14 protein-coding genes are annotated in these 15,936 nt (G+C 54.2%); 3 read left to right on the forward strand and 11 right to left on the reverse strand.

Annotation, left to right across the window (positions count from 1 at the left end; genetic code table 11):
- Position 1: 1 nt before the first annotated feature.
- The 11 genes from QY332_11440 to QY332_11490 form a co-directional block, all read right to left on the reverse strand.
- Positions 2 to 850 (reverse strand): carbohydrate ABC transporter permease, encoded by an 849-nt coding sequence (locus tag QY332_11440; GenBank protein WKZ34223.1) that lies wholly within the window; start codon positions 848 to 850, stop codon positions 2 to 4.
- Positions 843 to 2,957 (reverse strand): ABC transporter permease subunit, encoded by a 2,115-nt coding sequence (locus QY332_11445; protein ID WKZ34224.1) that lies wholly within the window; start codon positions 2,955 to 2,957, stop codon positions 843 to 845. Before QY332_11445 ends, QY332_11440 begins: the two co-directional genes overlap by 8 nt.
- A 37-nt stretch (positions 2,958 to 2,994) precedes the next feature.
- Complete coding sequence (prfA, locus tag QY332_11450) at positions 2,995 to 4,071, reverse strand: peptide chain release factor 1 (GenBank protein WKZ34225.1); 1,077 nt, start codon at positions 4,069 to 4,071, stop codon at positions 2,995 to 2,997.
- Between the two features lie 155 nt (positions 4,072 to 4,226).
- Positions 4,227 to 4,376, reverse strand: a complete 150-nt coding sequence (locus tag QY332_11455) for a hypothetical protein (protein WKZ34226.1) — start codon at positions 4,374 to 4,376, stop codon at positions 4,227 to 4,229.
- 7 nt (positions 4,377 to 4,383) lie between these two features.
- Positions 4,384 to 4,764 carry a response regulator gene (locus QY332_11460; protein ID WKZ34227.1) on the reverse strand — a complete coding sequence of 127 codons (381 nt, stop codon included), beginning with the start codon at positions 4,762 to 4,764 and terminating at the stop codon, positions 4,384 to 4,386.
- Positions 4,761 to 6,632 (reverse strand): excinuclease ABC subunit UvrC, encoded by a 1,872-nt coding sequence (gene uvrC / locus QY332_11465; GenBank protein WKZ34228.1) that lies wholly within the window; start codon positions 6,630 to 6,632, stop codon positions 4,761 to 4,763. Before uvrC ends, QY332_11460 begins: the two co-directional genes overlap by 4 nt.
- Positions 6,633 to 6,662: 30 nt before the next feature.
- Positions 6,663 to 7,721: a HAMP domain-containing sensor histidine kinase gene (locus tag QY332_11470; protein WKZ34229.1), complete on the reverse strand. Its 1,059-nt coding sequence runs from the start codon at positions 7,719 to 7,721 to the stop codon at positions 6,663 to 6,665.
- A gap of 22 nt (positions 7,722 to 7,743) precedes the next feature.
- Positions 7,744 to 8,427, reverse strand: coding sequence for a response regulator transcription factor (locus QY332_11475; protein WKZ34230.1), 684 nt, complete (start codon positions 8,425 to 8,427; stop codon positions 7,744 to 7,746).
- 249 nt (positions 8,428 to 8,676) lie between these two features.
- A complete protein-coding gene (locus tag QY332_11480; protein ID WKZ34231.1) occupies positions 8,677 to 9,648 on the reverse strand; it encodes an NAD(P)-dependent alcohol dehydrogenase in 972 nt (323 codons plus the stop codon).
- Entirely contained in the window at positions 9,645 to 11,192 is a 1,548-nt protein-coding gene (locus QY332_11485) for an aminotransferase class V-fold PLP-dependent enzyme (protein WKZ34232.1), read from the reverse strand. Before QY332_11485 ends, QY332_11480 begins: the two co-directional genes overlap by 4 nt.
- A 79-nt stretch (positions 11,193 to 11,271) precedes the next feature.
- Positions 11,272 to 12,237, reverse strand: coding sequence for an NAD(P)-dependent alcohol dehydrogenase (locus QY332_11490; GenBank protein ID WKZ34233.1), 966 nt, complete (start codon positions 12,235 to 12,237; stop codon positions 11,272 to 11,274).
- Between the two features lie 227 nt (positions 12,238 to 12,464).
- Between QY332_11490 and trxB the strand changes: the two genes are divergently transcribed.
- From trxB to QY332_11505, 3 genes are all read left to right on the forward strand, one after another.
- Positions 12,465 to 13,406: a thioredoxin-disulfide reductase gene (trxB, locus tag QY332_11495; protein WKZ34234.1), complete on the forward strand. Its 942-nt coding sequence runs from the start codon at positions 12,465 to 12,467 to the stop codon at positions 13,404 to 13,406.
- Positions 13,407 to 13,569: 163 nt separating this feature from the next.
- Positions 13,570 to 14,508, forward strand: a complete 939-nt coding sequence (gene mdh / locus QY332_11500) for a malate dehydrogenase (protein WKZ34235.1) — start codon at positions 13,570 to 13,572, stop codon at positions 14,506 to 14,508.
- A gap of 73 nt (positions 14,509 to 14,581) precedes the next feature.
- Positions 14,582 to 15,898 (forward strand): citrate (Si)-synthase, encoded by a 1,317-nt coding sequence (locus tag QY332_11505; protein WKZ34236.1) that lies wholly within the window; start codon positions 14,582 to 14,584, stop codon positions 15,896 to 15,898.
- Positions 15,899 to 15,936: the final 38 nt, after the last annotated feature.

Below are 15,936 nucleotides of genomic sequence, written 5' to 3' on the forward strand. Positions count from 1 at the left end.
GTTAGGTTTCTTCGAAGAGCATGCGCTCCATGAGCGTGCGCTGGAAGATGATGAAGATGATGATGACCGGGATGGACATGATGATGGAAAGCGCCCCGAGGTCGCTCCAAGGCTGCGCGCCGGAGAATTGTCCGTTGACCAGCGCATAGATTGCCATGGAGAGTGTCACGTTGTCGGCTTTATCCACGAAGAGCCAGCCGATCGCGAATTCGGTGTAGCCCATCAGGAATGCGATCAGCACGGTGACAGATATGGCTGGCAGGGAAATTGGCAGGCTGATGAGATAGAAGGTTTGAAAGTGACCCGCACCGTCGAGATAGGCAGCTTCCTCCACCTCCTTGGGGACGGCTTGAAATGCGGCGCGCAGGTTCCAAATGCCGAAGGGCATGGCGAAGGCGGCGTAGACGATGATCAGGCCGACCAATGTTGCGCGGATCCCAAGCAGGCTTAGGATGATGTAAAGAGGCGTTGCAAAAGCGATGGGCGGAAGGATGGCGGCCAGCAGCAGAGTGAATTGACCAGGTTCCTGGCCGGGGAATCGGAAACGCGCAAAAGCGTAGGCGAGGCTTGCCCCCAAAATAAGGGCGAGTGCCGCCGCTGCAAGCGAGACGATCAGGCTGTTCCTAAGCAGGACCTCGAATTCAACGGATTGATAGGGCCGATCCAGCACTTTGAGGAAGGGGGCGAATGAGAATTCCTTTGGCAGAAAACTGAATTCCGTCGGTCTGCCGCGCAGTGACCCGTCAAATGCGAGGCGTACAGCTCCCCAGATCGGAATCAGGATGAAGGATGCGATAAGGATAAATATCCCCTGGGTGACGATCTGCCTGAGCAATGGGATTTTACGCATGTTTCATCTCCTCCCTCGATCTGGTTTCGCGGTTGAATAACACCACAAACCCAGCCAGAATGATGACGGTTATGATGTTGATGATGGCGGATGCGGAGAATTGTCCGGTGATGCTGAAAAAGCCGGAGGGGTTGAACAGGTTATAGGAAAAGGTGGCCAGTGTGCTTTGCTGGAACAGGAATGCCTGAAACAGGTAAAACTGATTGAAGGCAAAGATGGCGCGGATGATGATGGCTGGCAGGAGCAGAGGTGTGAGGAGCGGCAGGGTGATGTGCCTGAACGTTTGCCAGATGTTCGCGCCGTCGAGGGCAGCGGCTTCGAATACATCCTTGGGAATGATTTTCAATCCTGCACTGGAAGCGAGCATGATTAACGGAAAACCATACCATAATGCCGGGAGCATTAATACGAGGAACCATAGGCTCGGCGTGGTATGCCAGCCGATCAAAAAATTGAGCGGGAAGCTCTCGCCATATTTTTGCGCGGCCAGGTAGAGGAATCCAATTTCAGGAACGAAGATGTTCAGCCAGAGCAACGCGCCGATCATCTCCGGGATCGCCCAGGGCAGGATAAAAACCACCTGCCAGATTTTTCCGAAACGGACTCCTTTTTGGTGGAGCAGGAGTGCGAGCCCCAGGCCGAGCAGGGTTTGCAGAATGATGGAAATACCTGCCCAGAGAATATTGAAGATGAGGATCCCGTTGCTGGTTATAAAATGCAGCATGAGGGAGTAATTGGAGAAACCTGTATACTGAACCTGATTTGAGCGGAATGGGAATTCAACGTCAGCAGGGGCGACCTGCCCGGTGATGCCTCCAATAAATTCGCGCCAGATGCCACCCTGAAACCCGTCACGAATGGATGCGCTGTTAAAGTCTGTCAGTGAGACGACAATTTGAAAGATGAAAGGAAACAGGGTTAGCAGGGCGAAGGCGAACAGTCCCGGCACGAGCCAGGGAATTGCCTGGCGGGTCTCCTGCGGTTTGTAAATGATTTTCTCGCGCGTTTTTCGATCTTTCCACCATTCGATAATGTTTTGCCATAATTGTGAGATACCTTCACTGGCGGAAAGGGAGAGAGGAACGGTCAGTACGAGGATGTATTGAGGCCATTTTGTTGGCCAGAGGAGCAGGAAGAAAATGGCAATGCCAAGCCAGAGTGCGTATACTCTTTCCTTTTTCCACAAACGAGCGACGCCAAAACAGGCAAAAATCGCGATAAAAAGATCGGTGGCGATCACAAATACATCCGGATGCCAGAGCGCAGGGGACATCGTGATCCAGACGAAAGGCTGCCAGATCGGGAAATTCGCGCTTTGAACTTCGCTGGCACCGCTGGAATAGGCGGCATGATAGAAGACCGATTCTTTCAACCTTCCAATTGGATCTGGCCAGAGAAATGGGTCTGCCGCAAAAAAGATAACGACTGCAACTATTCCCCAGAGCAGGGCGTGTTGATAAAACCGTGCGAGATTTTGTTTTTCTTCCAGAAACCAATCAATGAGAATGGCGATTGCGACGAGACAGTAGATATATTTGGAAGCCGCGGTCAGACCAAGAAACAGGGTGGAGAGGATGAGCCAGCCAATTTTTTGTTTCTTTTTGAATTGCAGGTAAGCAAGCACCATGGCCAGGCTGGTCAGCGCGGGTAATGCCTCCAGCATGATCTGCGAGACATATTTGATGGTAAAGGTATGTGTCGCAAGCAATAACCCTGCCAGTGGATTGACCAGTGCCAGCAGGAACACGGTAATTACCCCAAAGACGGCATTGATGGTTCGCGCTGGTGTTACGAGTTCGAGCGGCAGGGATGTGTTTGGTCCCTCTGTTGTGGATGCATCGGGAGTCAAATCCCTTTCAGGTGCGGAGAGCAAACTGAGTCCCATGGCGATCTTTGCCAGCTGAGGATGCTCGGGACGGTAGTTCGTTTCCAGAAAACCGGACCAGTCCGAAGCGCGGATAAGATGCGCGTATTCCTGCCCCGCACGCAGGTAATCATCTTCGTCGAAGTCAATGGGGAGCATGTTCACGGCGCGCAGACGTAATGTCCACGCGAGGGCAGCAACGAGAATAACTGCGAGAACACGAAAGATGATTTTTTTATTCATTACTCATAAAAGGCGCGTTGCCGCGCCTCTCCCTAAATTACTCGTCGTCATCTACACCAGAGGCAGCGAGTTTGCCGGCCTCGTCCCGGGTCGATAGTTCATCAATGAATTGGTCAATGTCTCCATCCATCACGGCGGGCAGGTTGTAGCTTGAATATCCCACGCGGTGGTCGGTGACGCGATTCTGTGGATAATTATACGTGCGGATTTTCTCCGAGCGGTCACCGGAGCCGACCTGTGAGCGGCGGTTGGCTTCCTCCTCCGCGTGTCGTTTTGCCTCTTCCATTTCATACAGGCGCGCACGCAAAATGCTCAAGGCACGCAGTTTATTTTGCAACTGCGAGCGTTCATCCTGACAGGTGATGACAATGCCCGACGGCTTATGCGTCAAACGCACTGCCGTCGAATTCTTTTGCACGTTCTGCCCGCCTGCACCGGAGGAACGGAAAACTTCAAATTCGATGTCACTTTCGGGGATGTCCACTTCGACTTCGTCCACTTCCGCCATCACCGCGACAGTGGCGGTGGAGGTGTGGATGCGCCCCTGGGCTTCGGTGGCCGGCACGCGCTGCACACGATGCACGCCCGATTCATACTTCAATTTCGAATACGCGCCATTCCCCTTGACCTCAAAGATGACCTCTTTGTAGCCGCCCACACCGATCACGCTCTCAGACAGGATGCCGGGTTTCCATTTTTTTTCTTCGGCATAGCGTGTGTACATGCGGAATAGATCCGCGGCGAAGATGGCGGCTTCATCACCGCCGGCGCCTGCGCGGATTTCCACGATGACATTCCTGTCGTCACGCGGATCCTTGGGGATGAGCAGACTCTTGATCTGCTTTTCGAGGACTTCGATCTTCGGGGTCAGGTCATCCACATCCGCCTTGGCCAGGGCGATCAATTCCGCATCACTCTCGGACACGATCATCGCCCTGGCCTCCTCGATGCTTTTCATTGCCTGACGGTATTCCCGCGCCTTGTTGACAATGGGCTCCAGGTCCACACGCTCCTTGTTGATCTCGGCGGCGCGCTGATAGTTATTCCCCACTTCCAGGAACTCGTTGCCAAGCTGTTCGTATTTTTCTTCAATTGCCTTTAATTTGTCGAGCATAGGGTTTCCTCGTGTCGTTGCGAGACGGGCTTCGGGCCGACCAGGCAATCTTCCCGGTTTTAGGTTTTGCTGCGCGTTGCTCGTAATGACATGTTCACGTAATAAAGCGCGGCTGAGAAAGCCGCGCGGACAGGATTATACCATTCGGACCGGCGCTAGTAACTTGTTGTTGCCGAAAGCACCATGGAAAGGATGATCAACACGGCGAACATGATAAAAAGAATTTGAGCCGCCCTGTTCTGGCCTGTTGGGTTCGTATCCACGGATTTAGTCTGTTTTTTGTTCTTTGTATTTTTTCCAGCCATCGTTCACTCACTTCTTCATGCGTTTGTAAAATGCCTGCGACATCGCCTTTTCCAGCTCATCGAGCGTAACAGGCTTCATCACATACCCGTCCGCACCCATTTGCATGGCTTTTTCCACCATCACATCCGCCGCCTCGGAGGAAAGCATGATGACAGGCAGGTCTTTCCATTCATTTCGACGGCGCAGGAATTCCAGCATATCCAGACCGGACACCTCGGGCATGTTGATATCCAGCACCAGGAGGTCGGGTCTCCCGCCGGCCAGCAACGCCTGCGCGGCAGGGCGCGGGTTGTTGAAAATTTTTGTATGACACTCCAGCAGCTGAAGCATCAAACTGATCGCCCTGCCCATTTCGTCGTCGTCGTCAACGATCCAAACTTCCTTCATTCGAGGTATACCTTAATGCTTTCCGCCGCAGATGCGTTCATGCCCTTCACTGCGGCTAACTCTGCCAGGGTCGCTACCCTAATCTTATCCATAGAACCGAAATGTTTCAAGAGGGCTTTTCTTCTCGTGGGACCAATGCCGGGGATGGAATCCAGCTGGGAGGCAAGGCCCAGCTTCGAGCGTTTTTTTCGGTGGGCTGTGATCCCATAGCGATGCGCCTCGTCGCGAATGCGCTGCACAAGGTACAATCCCTGCGAATGACGGGGGAGGACCAGGGGTTCGCGCTTATGAGGGAAGAAAACTTCCTCCTCCTGTTTTGCCAGTCCCACCACCGGCACTTTGCCAAACAGGTCAAATTGCTCCAGGACTGTGACCACACGGCCCAGCTGACCCTTGCCGCCGTCAATGATGATCAGATCAGGCAGGAAGGAAAAGGACGCATCCGGCCTGGACCCGGGCTTGGATTCGGTTTCCTGCGAACCTTTCCAGCGCCGGAAGCGGCGCGTGAGCATTTCCTCCATCGAAGCGAAGTCATCGGGCGCACCGATGCTCGTGCTTTCGATATTGAATTTGCGATACAGCCTCTTGGCCGGCACACCCTGCTCAAAGACCACCATTGCACCGACAGTTGCCACACCCTGCGTGTGACTGACATCATAACATTCGATGCGGTTCGGCGGCGCAGACAGATTCAAAGCAGATTGTAATTCACCGAGCGCCTGTTCCTGCTTGTGCGCATCCGCCTGCCATTGGGCGCGCAAGGCTTGCAGGGTTTCAGACGCATTTTCGGCCGCCATTTGTACCAATTCATGCGGCTGACCCTCCCGCGGCACAACTAATTCTACTTTATTGCCGCCTCGTTTGGAGCGCAGCCATTGCGAGATGATAATCCTTTCCTCGATCTCCTGCGGCAGCATCACCTGCTCAGGAATGTTCGCCGCTTCGGTGTAAAACTGCTTGACAAATTCCGCCATCACCTCGGTATCGGCGGTATCCTCCGTGCCTTCGAGGATGAAATACTCGCGCCCGATCAATTTTCCGCCACGGATGAAGAAAATCTGCACGCAGGCTTCTCCGTCCGTGCGTGCCATGGCAAGCACATCCGAATCCTGATAGTCGGTCGCAAAGACAATCTTCTGCCGCTCGATGATGGACTGGATGGCTTTCAACTGGTCACGCAAGGCGGCGGCTTTTTCAAAGCGCACCTCGTCCGATGCTTTTTGCATCTCGTTTTGCAGTCGTTGGACGATGCCTTCGCTGTGTCCGCTCAGGAAATCCATCAGGTCGGAGATCACCCGGCGGTAACCTTCCTGTGAGATGGCCCCGATGCAAGGCGCAGTGCACAATTTGATGTCGTGGTACAGGCACGCACGCGGATCGTTGCCTGTAATTTCGCGGTCACAGGTCAGATATGGAAAAATCTTCCGCAGGACTTCAAGCGTTTGATACACCGCCCACGCCGAGGTGTACGGACCGAAATAGCGCGCCCCATCCTCCGCCATTTGGCGGGTGACGGTCACTTTGGGGAATGGCTCATTCCAGTGGATTTTGATGTACGGGTACCGCTTATCATCCTTCAGGCGGATGTTGTATTTCGGGCGGTGCTTCTTGATCAGGTTCATCTCAAGGATGAGCGCCTCGAGCTCCGACCCGACGATGATCCACTCGATATCCTCGATCTCACGCACGAGGCGCCGGGTTTTTCCATCGTGACTTAAATCAGCATGAAAATAGGACCGCACGCGGTTCTTGAGGTTGATGGCTTTGCCAATGTAAATGATCGTACCCTCGGCATTGCGGTAGATATAACAACCCGGTTTGGCGGGCAGTGTGGCAAGAATGCCTTGAATTTTCTCCGATATTTCCATTGGCGGCAATTCTACCGCTTGTTGCGAAAATTATGAAATTTGTTCCGGCAATTCAATCGTAAAGGTCGTTCGCCTGCCGACCTCGCTCTGCACGGAGATCTCCCCGTCATGCGCCTGGATTAGTTGTTTTGTGATTGCCAATCCCAGCCCGCTGTGTAGGCGGTCACTGCGCGACCTGTCGCCGCGCCAGAAACGGTCGAAGATGAAGGGCAGATCTTCGGATGCGATCCCCGCACCCGTATCTTTGACCATGATCCGCACGCTTCTTTCCTCGTTCGAACCTGATTCCGTTTCGAGGAAAATTGTCCCGCCTCGAGGCGTGTGGCGCAGGGCGTTTGAGATCAAATTGGACAGCACTTGATTGAGCCTGTCGTAATCGGCAGTGACTTGTTGATTTGTGTCGGCGAGGTGCGTTTGCAGGTCAATGCCGAGGGAGGCGGCTTGGGAGGCAAAGCTCGAAGTGAGATCCTGGATCAGGTCGGCAAGCAGGAAGCGGGTGGGGTGAAGCGGAAGTTGTCCCGTTTCGGCGAGGGACAGGGTTTGCAGGTCGTTCACGAGGCGGGTGAGCAGGCGGGTCTCGTCCAACGTGTCCTTGATGTGTTCGGTGGTTGGCTGATAGACACCGTCGATGACGCCCTCGAGGTTTCCTTGAATGATGTGGAGCGGCGTGCGCAGTTCGTGGGCGATGTCGGCGGTGAGGTTGCGGCGCTGCTGGTCGGCGCGCTCGAGTTCGCCGACCATTTTGTTGAAGCGCTTGAACAGGTCGCTGAACATGTCGTCTTTGTTTTCCTTCACGCGCACCGACAGGTCGCCCTCCTCGATGGCGTTGATGGCATCGAAGAGATTTTCCATCGGCTTGCCGAAGCGGAGGTAGAGGTTGAAGACAACGAGGATGATGAGCGCAATCACAACCACAGGCGCGCCGCAGGCGAGAAGCCAGATGTTGCGGACCCCTGTGTATTCCGAAAAGAGGAAGTAGAGCAGCGCCGCCGCGCCGCCAACGAAAAGCAGGGCGGAAATGATGAAGAACAGCGCGAACGCCAACATGCGGCCAATGCGTCGTTTTTTGGGAGTAGGGGAGGCTGACATGGGAAAGGATAAGCGATGAAGGTCAGGAGTTCGGTTCAATAAAGCGATAGCCAATACCGTAGACGGTTTCGATCACGGATTGGCCGGATGCGGCTTCTAGTTTCTTGCGCAGGTTCTTGATGTGCGAGTCCACACTGCGGTCAAAACTGGAGGCAGCGCCATGCAGGGTTTCGAGCAGTTGTTCGCGCGTGAAGGTTTGACCTGCACGGCTGGCGAGGAGGTGGAGCAGTTTGAATTCGTTGGGTGTGAGTTTGATTGGGTTATCGTTGAACATGACTGAATATTTTTCCGAGTCAATTTCAAGCCCACCGACGCGAACAATCCCCGGCGCTTTGACTTCCCCACGCGTGCGGCGGAGGAGCGCGCGCGCCCGTGCCACCAAGGCACGGACAGAGAAAGGCTTGGTGATGTAATCGTCCGCGCCGATTTCCAGACCCGTGACCTGGTCAATTTCCTCGGAGAGCGCGGTGAGCATGATGATGGGTACATCGCTTTCGCGGCGCAGGATGCGGCAGACCTCGCGCCCATCAATGACGGGGAGCATCAGGTCGAGGATGACGAGGTCGGGTCTTTCGCGGCGGGCAAGCGTCAGCGCAGATTGACCGTCTGCGGCGGTGAGGACGCGGAACCCGTTCTTCTCCAGATAGTCTCGGGCGAGGCGGGCGACCTTGGGTTCGTCGTCCACGACGAGGATGAGGGAGGACATGGGGTGAGTATAAAGGATGAAGGTGGAATTATGAAGAAAAGAAGGGAGCAAAAACGTGGCTGATGTGTAAATAGAATGATACTTGTCTCTCCCGAAGGACATCGGGACGATGTGCGAGGAGGGTGATCTTTCCGACGAGGCAGTCCACACCACATCGAGAGGGTTGCTTCGGGCGGAAGTTCACCGCCCTCGCAACAACAATCATACTTCCTGTAGATGAGCCAAAAACGCATTTTGCGGAGAATGGGTTTATCCTTTTGAAACCTGAATTACGACTTTGCCCTGCGCGTGTTGGTCAACGAGGTAGTGCATGGCGTCGGCGGTTTGGCTGAGCGGGTAACTGCAGTCAATGATTGGGATGAGCTTGCCGTCTTTGAAGAGTTCGCTGATCTGTGTCAAATCGTCTTGGTTGATTTTCGTGACGCCCATATTGCCCATCGTTCTGCCGCCTTTTTGGGAGAGCCATTTTCCAAACAGAAGGACTTCCAATATTTGCCGAACAGCGCCGCCCACGAAGACGTATAACCCTGTCGGTTTCAGCGCGCGCCGATACGCCCACAACGAGCGATAGCCGTTGATCGCAAAAATCAAATCATAGTGTTTGCCCCTTTTTGTGAAATCTTCTTTGGCATAGTCAATCACGTGATCTGCGCCGAGGGAACGCGCCAGGCTCACGTTCCGCGCGCTGCATACGGCGGTCACTTTTGCGCCGGAGGCTTTTACCAGTTGAAGAGCAAATGTCCCAATTCCGCCCGAGGCGCCTTGAATCAACACCTGTTGCCCGGCGTGAATCCCTCCTGCGTAGCGCACGGCCTGTATCGCCGTCAGCGCGGCGAGTGGCATGGCAGCAGCCTCTTCGAATGAGCAGTTGGCAGGTTTCACCGTCAGGAAGGCTTCGCGCGCAAGGACGTACTCGGCCAGGGAGCCGTGAGCGCATCCAAACACTTCGTCGCCTGGTTTGAACCTCGTGACGGTTTCGCCTACCGCCTCCACGATACCGGCAACATCGGTGCCGATGACGGGGTCTTTCGGTTTGCGCCATCCGCCAGTCAGCAAGCGTACCAGGAGCGAGGGCATCTCGTAGCGCCTCCACTCCTTTGCGTTGATGGACGCGGCGCAGACTTTTACGAGTACCTGATGAGGCTGGGGGACAGGCTTCGCGATTTCTTTGAGTTGCAAAGCCTCGGGCGGACCGAACGTGTCGTAACGAATGGCTTTCATGAATCCACCTTATCCGGTTCAAGGACGGTGACGTTTTGCCCCGCGTATTTTTCATACAGGTCGCCGCGCCGCTTTCTCCAGGCGTCGAGTCCGCCGCGCAGGTTGGTGATTTTTTTAAAGCCTTGTGCTTTCAGATAATACGAGATCATGACGGAAAGTCCGCCGCCCGGGCAATACACCAGGATTTGCTTGTCGCGCGGCAGTTGTTTCAAGTATTGTTCAACCTGGAGTGGGTTGACTTCGTGAGCGTTCGGTAATCCCTTGGATTGTTTCCGATCCACCGGCGGACGCACATCGAGGATGAATGTGTTCTCGTCGAACAGAATGGTTTCGTTCAATTGGGCGGGGGCAAGCATGTTGACAAAAGAGATTCGCCCTTCAATATAATCCCGAACCACCCGCGTCACATAGCGGATGTCCCGCGCGGAGGTTCCATGTCCGAGGCTGATTCGAATCGTTTCGCGCGCGGCCTGGTCGGACACGCCGATCGCTTTCAAGACGTGCGAGGGGGCGTCCTCCCCGGTGCTGCACGCCGACCCGGCCGAGACCGAGATGCCGCGATAATCCAGCATCCCCATCAGCCCGGCATTGTCCACGCCGGGGAAGGTGATGCTGAGCGTGTTCGGCAGACAGTCCGTTTCCGGAGAATTGATCACGCAATCCGGTTTGATCTCCTTGAGTCGCTGGATCAATTGCCGTTTCAATGCCCGGATCCGTCCGGCATCCGCCAGGAGTTTGTCCACATCCTGACATGCCGCGCCGAACCCGACGATGTTGTGGACGCTTTCCGTGCCGGCCCGCAGTCCGCTTTCCTGATGTCCGCCATGCAGGAACGAAGTAAATGGGCGACCTTGCTTGACGTACAATGCGCCAATGCCTTTCGGCCCGTAGAGTTTGTGCGCTGAGAAAGTGGCGTAATCAACACCCCAGGCGTGGACATCCACTGGTATCTTGCCCAGCGCCTGCACACAATCCGTCAGCACCAGCGCGCCTTGTTGTCTGGCGATGTTCGTGACAGCACGGATATTTTGGATGACCCCGGTCTCATTGTTCGCGAGGATGCAACAGACCAGAAAGGTATCCTCATCCACCCGCTTTTCCAGTTCAGCAAGCAGCACGCGTCCTTTGTCGTCCACCGGACAATATTCGACAACCATTCCCTGGGTTTGCAGATATGCCAGTGCGTTCAACACGGAAGGATGTTCGATCGGCGTGGAAACGATCTTTTTCTTTTTGGGATTAAAATTGGCGCTGACCGATTTGAGCACGGCGTTATTCGATTCGGTCGCGCAAGCGGTAAAAATAATCTCAGATGGGTCAACGTGAATGGCATTTGCGACATGTTTCCGAGCTTGTTCCACCAACCCGGCTGATTTCCTGCCACTGCCATAAAAGGACGATGGATTGCCGTACTGATATTTCAAAGCCCGATTCATCTTGCTCTGGACGTGACTGCTGACAGGCGTCGTTGCATTATGGTCAAGATAAACCTGCCGGTTGAAACGAATGAGATATTTCAAGAATTCGAAATATTTGATTTCCATTTGATTGCCTCTACGAGTGCCGTTGTTTGATTCTAGTACACGTTGTTCTGAAGAAGGTGTTGCCGCTCTCAGTCTTCGATTATCTCATCGTGACAACGATCTTCCCTTTGGCGTGACCCGTGCCGAGATGTTGCATGGCTTCGGAGGTTTTCTCGAACGGATAGGATTTTTCCACGACCGGCTTGACCTGTCCGCGCGTGAACATGTCGTTCAGGAGCAGGAAGTCTTCGCGGTTGAACTTCGCCACGAAGAAGACAAGTTTCTGGCTCGCGCCCAGCGCCGACACGCGCAATTTGATGATGTGGGCGAGCGGACCGATCACTTTATTTCCCTTGGGCGCGCCGACGATGACGAATTTCGAGTTGGGTTTGAGCACACGACTGCACTCGCGCCACGAACGGCTCCCGGCGATGTCGAGGAAGATGTCGTAGCGTTTGCCATTGCGGGTGAAATCATCTTTGATGTAGTCAATGACGTGGTCAGCACCGAGCGAACGGATCAACTCCACGTTGCCGGAACTGCAGACCGCGGTCACTTCCGCACCGATGGCTTTGGCGATCTGCACGGCGAACGTGCCCACGCCGCCTGATGCGCCGTTGACGATGACTGTCTGCCCGGCTTGCAGTCCGCCATGGTCGCGCAATCCCTGCAAGGCGGTCATCGCGGCGACGCCGACGCTCCCAGCCTGTTCGAAGGTGATGTTCGCTGGTTTCGGATAGACATGACTTTTGACACACACGTACTCGGCAAAGGCTCCGTTTCGTGCGCCATAGACCTCGTCTCCGGGCTTGAATTGGGTCACGTCTTTGCCGACGGCTTCGACGATGCCGGAAAAGTCAACGCCGAGGCGGGTGTCCCTGGGTTTGAGGAGTCCGTTGCCGATGCGGGCGAGGAATAGACCGGTCATTCCATACCATTCGGCCGGGTTCACCGACGTGGCGCGAACCTTGACCAGGACCTCGTCATCTTTCGGGACGGGCTTTTCGATCTCCTCGATCTTCAACACCTCAGGCGGACCGTACGTTTTGAAAACAGCGGCTTTCATGGGTTGCTCTCTCCTTGGATGGTTGCATGCTTCAAATATATCAACCCATTGTGGATGAATTATGGATGAGACGGTCAGGGATTGTGGAGGTTTGTATATGATGAATGTTAACTTTTCACGCCTGTAAGCATCTGATACAATGCGGGCGGTAATAACAAGGCGCGAAGAAGCGTCCTGAGTATGAATGAAAATAAATTTCAGGCGGAAAATGCCTTAAGGAAAACGCAATGTCCAACAATGGAAATGAGAAACACGCAAAAGTATTGATCCTGGGGTCCGGGCCGGCGGGGCTGTCGGCGGCATTATATGCCGCGCGTGCAGAGCTGGCTCCCGTGGTGTTGACAGGCATGCAATTGGGCGGTCAAGCTGCGCTGACCCACGCCATCGAAAACTATCCTGGTTTTCCGGAAGGTGTCGGCGGAGCACAGCTGGGCGAATTGTTCCAAAAGCAGGCTGAGCATTTTGGTGCGAGGGTCGAATTCGACATGGCGCACGAGGTGGATTTTTCACAACGTCCATACAGGGTGACTGCGGATAGCGGCGAATATACGGCCGATACACTCATCGTCACCACAGGGGCCAGTCCGAATCACCTCAACATTCCCGGCGAAGTGGAATTGACCGGGCGCGGAGTTTCATATTGTGCCACCTGTGACGGCTGGTTTTTCAAGGACAAGAAAGTTGTGATCGTCGGCGGCGGGGATTCCGCTCTCGAAGAGGGGCTCTTCATTACGCGCTACGCATCCAGCGTGACCGTGATCCATCGCCGCGACGAATTGCGTGCCAGCCCAATTTTGCAAAAACGCGCCAAGGACCACCCAAAGATGAACTTTATCTGGGATACCGTGGCGACCGAAGTGTTGGGCTCGGAAAAACTCGAGGGATTGAAGTTGAAGAACGTAAAAAGCGGCGAAGAGACGGTCTTTGAAGCCGACGGGCTGTTCATTTTCATTGGTCATACACCGAACACACAGATGTTCAAGGACAAACTGAACATGAGCGACCTTGGCTACATCGAGGTCAATGACAAAATGGAGACCAATATCCCCGGTGTATATGCGGCGGGTGAAGTGGCCGACCCTCACTTCAGGCAGGTCATCACGTCCGCGGGGATGGGGGCGGCGGCGGCAATCCAGGCGACAAGGTTTCTCGAAGCAGAATCAGATTAGGGATAAAAAAAGAAGCGGGCAAGGACTCCTTTACCGAAGCGGTAAGCGGAGTCCTTCTTTTTGCCCACCCGTAAAAACGTGACATTTTGTACTTATAGCCCGCCGCACTTTCGGCTAGAATAATTCAAAATAACGGCTTTTGAAGCCGATTCAAACTGGAGGAATGATGAAAAAAATCTCGATCATCGGCGCGGGCAATACAGGCGCAACCGCCGCGCATTGGCTCGCCGAACGTGAACTTGCCGATATTGTTTTACTGGACGTGGTGGAGGGGATGCCCCAGGGCAAAAGTCTCGACCTGCTCGAGGCAATGCCGATTATCGGCAAGGATTCGCATGTGCTTGGCACGAACGATTATGCGGACACGAAGAATTCGGACATCATTATCATTACGGCGGGCATTGCGCGCAAACCCGGCATGAGCCGCGACGACCTGCTCAAGACCAATGCGGATATTGTCGGCAAAGCTGCAACGGAGACGTTAAAACATTCGCCCAATGCGATCTTTATTGTGTTGACCAACCCGCTCGATACAATGGCATATCTGACAATGAAAGCGACCAAGCTTCCGCGTGAGCGCGTGATCGGTCAGGCTGGCATTCTGGACTCCGCCCGCATGCGTGCCTTCGTTGCCATGGAAACCGGCGTGAGCGTGGAGAACATCCAGTGTTATGTTCTTGGTGGACATGGTGATGAGATGGTCCCCCTGACCCGCCATTCCAATGTCGCCGGCATCCCATTGAAGGAGTATCTGCCTGCCGATAAGCTAGAAGCCATCGTCAACCGTACGCGCAAGGGCGGCGGCGAGATCGTGAACCTGCTCAAGACGGGTTCTGCTTATTATGCGCCATCCATGGCTTGCGTGCAAATGGCAGAGGCAATTCTTAAAGACAAGAAATTGATCGTCCCCTGCGCTGCATATATGAACGGCGAGTACGGCTTGAAGGATATGTACTTTGGTGTGCCCGTCATGCTCGGCGCAGGCGGCATGGAAAAGATCATCGAATACAAATTCGATGATGAAGAGAAGGCCATGTTCGAAAAGTCCGCCGCGTCGGTAAAAGAGACGCATCAGGCGTTGAAGAGTTTGGTGAGCTTGTAAATTTTTCAAAGGTCGAGGTCAGATTGAGGACTTTCGACCTTTGATTTTGACTTGGAAAATATAGGAGTCTCTCATGATCTTGCATGAAAAAATCTCTGTTCAATTGCCTGCATGGCGCGAACGCATCAAATCCCTTGCGAAGGAACATGGTGAAGTGGTTGTGGATAAGGTCACGGTCGGCCAGGTGATCGGCGGAATGCGTGATATCAAATCCCTGATGACCGACGTCTCATATGTGGACCCTGCAGAGGGGATTCGGTTCCGGGGTATGTCCATCCCCGAAGTACTCAAGGCATTGCCCAAAGCGCGCGGCGGCAAGATGCCTCTTGTGGGCGGCTTGTATTATCTCCTGATGATCGGGGCAGTACCGACCAAGGAGGAGGCGCAGGCTGTTGAGAATGAATGGGCGAAGCGTGCCAGCATCCCTGATTATGTTTTTAAGATGCTCAAGTCCATGCCGAAAGAGACGCACCCGATGACGCTCTTCTCACAGGCGGTGCTGGCTATGCAAAACGACTCGGTCTTTGCGAAGAAATATCGCGAGATGAAAAAAGATCAATATTGGGAAGCGGCATTGGAAGACAGCCTGGACCTGACCGCGAAACTTCCCGTCATCGCGGCGTATATCTATCGCATGAAATATTATGGCGAAAAAACCAAGCCCAAATATAACCCCGGGCAGGATTACGGAATGAACTTTGCGCGCATGATGAAGGTTTCGGATAAGAAGGGGTATGCCGAACTTGCCCGCCTGTACTTCATTCTGCACAGCGATCACGAGTCTGGAAATGTTTCTGCTCATACGATGCATCTTGTAGGATCGGCACTGTCTGACCCATATCTTTCCTTTTCCGCCGCACTCAACGGTCTGGCTGGACCTTTGCATGGTCTGGCAAATCAGGAGTGTCTCGGCTGGTTAATTGAAGTAAAGGAGAAGTTCGGCGGCGTGCCGACACGCGAGCAGTTGTATCAATTCGCATGGGATACGCTCAACAGCGGACATGTCATCCCTGGCTACGGTCATGCCGTTTTGCGCGTGCCCGATCCGCGCTTCACTGCGCAGATGGAATTCGCCAAGAAGCGTTTCCCCGATGATGAATTGGTGCGCCTGGCAGATATGGTCTTCGACGTGGTTCCGCAGGTCTTGCGTGAACAAGGCAAAGCCAAGAATCCCGCCCCGAACGTGGATGCCATCAGCGGCACATTACAGCATTACTACGGCGTGCGTGACTTCGATTTCTATACGGTGCTATTCGGCGTGGGGCGCGCACTTGGCGTGACCCCGAATTATGTCTGGTCGCGCGCGCTTGGCATGCCTATTGAGCGGCCTAAATCGCTGACGACAAAGATGCTTGAGGATATGGTCGCAAGAACGGCACAACCTTCGTAGGCGAATAAAAAAATTCCCGAGGTCAAATGGCTTCGGGA

The organism is Anaerolineales bacterium (assembly GCA_030583885.1).
In the GTDB taxonomy this organism is placed as follows: domain Bacteria; phylum Chloroflexota; class Anaerolineae; order Anaerolineales; family Villigracilaceae; genus Villigracilis.

Bases quoted from the DNA above. Each gene is read 5' to 3' on its own strand.
- QY332_11440 (WKZ34223.1), bottom strand. From the start codon at position 850: ATGCGTAAAATCCCATTGCTCAGGCAGATCGTCACCCAGGGGATATTT.
- QY332_11445 (WKZ34224.1), bottom strand. From the start codon at position 2,957: ATGAATAAAAAAATCATCTTTCGTGTTCTCGCAGTTATTCTCGTTGCT.
- prfA (WKZ34225.1), bottom strand. From the start codon at position 4,071: ATGCTCGACAAATTAAAGGCAATTGAAGAAAAATACGAACAGCTTGGC.
- QY332_11455 (WKZ34226.1), bottom strand. From the start codon at position 4,376: ATGGCTGGAAAAAATACAAAGAACAAAAAACAGACTAAATCCGTGGAT.
- QY332_11460 (WKZ34227.1), bottom strand. From the start codon at position 4,764: ATGAAGGAAGTTTGGATCGTTGACGACGACGACGAAATGGGCAGGGCG.
- uvrC (WKZ34228.1), bottom strand. From the start codon at position 6,632: ATGGAAATATCGGAGAAAATTCAAGGCATTCTTGCCACACTGCCCGCC.
- QY332_11470 (WKZ34229.1), bottom strand. From the start codon at position 7,721: ATGTCAGCCTCCCCTACTCCCAAAAAACGACGCATTGGCCGCATGTTG.
- QY332_11475 (WKZ34230.1), bottom strand. From the start codon at position 8,427: ATGTCCTCCCTCATCCTCGTCGTGGACGACGAACCCAAGGTCGCCCGC.
- QY332_11480 (WKZ34231.1), bottom strand. From the start codon at position 9,648: ATGAAAGCCATTCGTTACGACACGTTCGGTCCGCCCGAGGCTTTGCAA.
- QY332_11485 (WKZ34232.1), bottom strand. From the start codon at position 11,192: ATGGAAATCAAATATTTCGAATTCTTGAAATATCTCATTCGTTTCAAC.
- QY332_11490 (WKZ34233.1), bottom strand. From the start codon at position 12,237: ATGAAAGCCGCTGTTTTCAAAACGTACGGTCCGCCTGAGGTGTTGAAG.
- trxB (WKZ34234.1), top strand. From the start codon at position 12,465: ATGTCCAACAATGGAAATGAGAAACACGCAAAAGTATTGATCCTGGGG.
- mdh (WKZ34235.1), top strand. From the start codon at position 13,570: ATGATGAAAAAAATCTCGATCATCGGCGCGGGCAATACAGGCGCAACC.
- QY332_11505 (WKZ34236.1), top strand. From the start codon at position 14,582: ATGATCTTGCATGAAAAAATCTCTGTTCAATTGCCTGCATGGCGCGAA.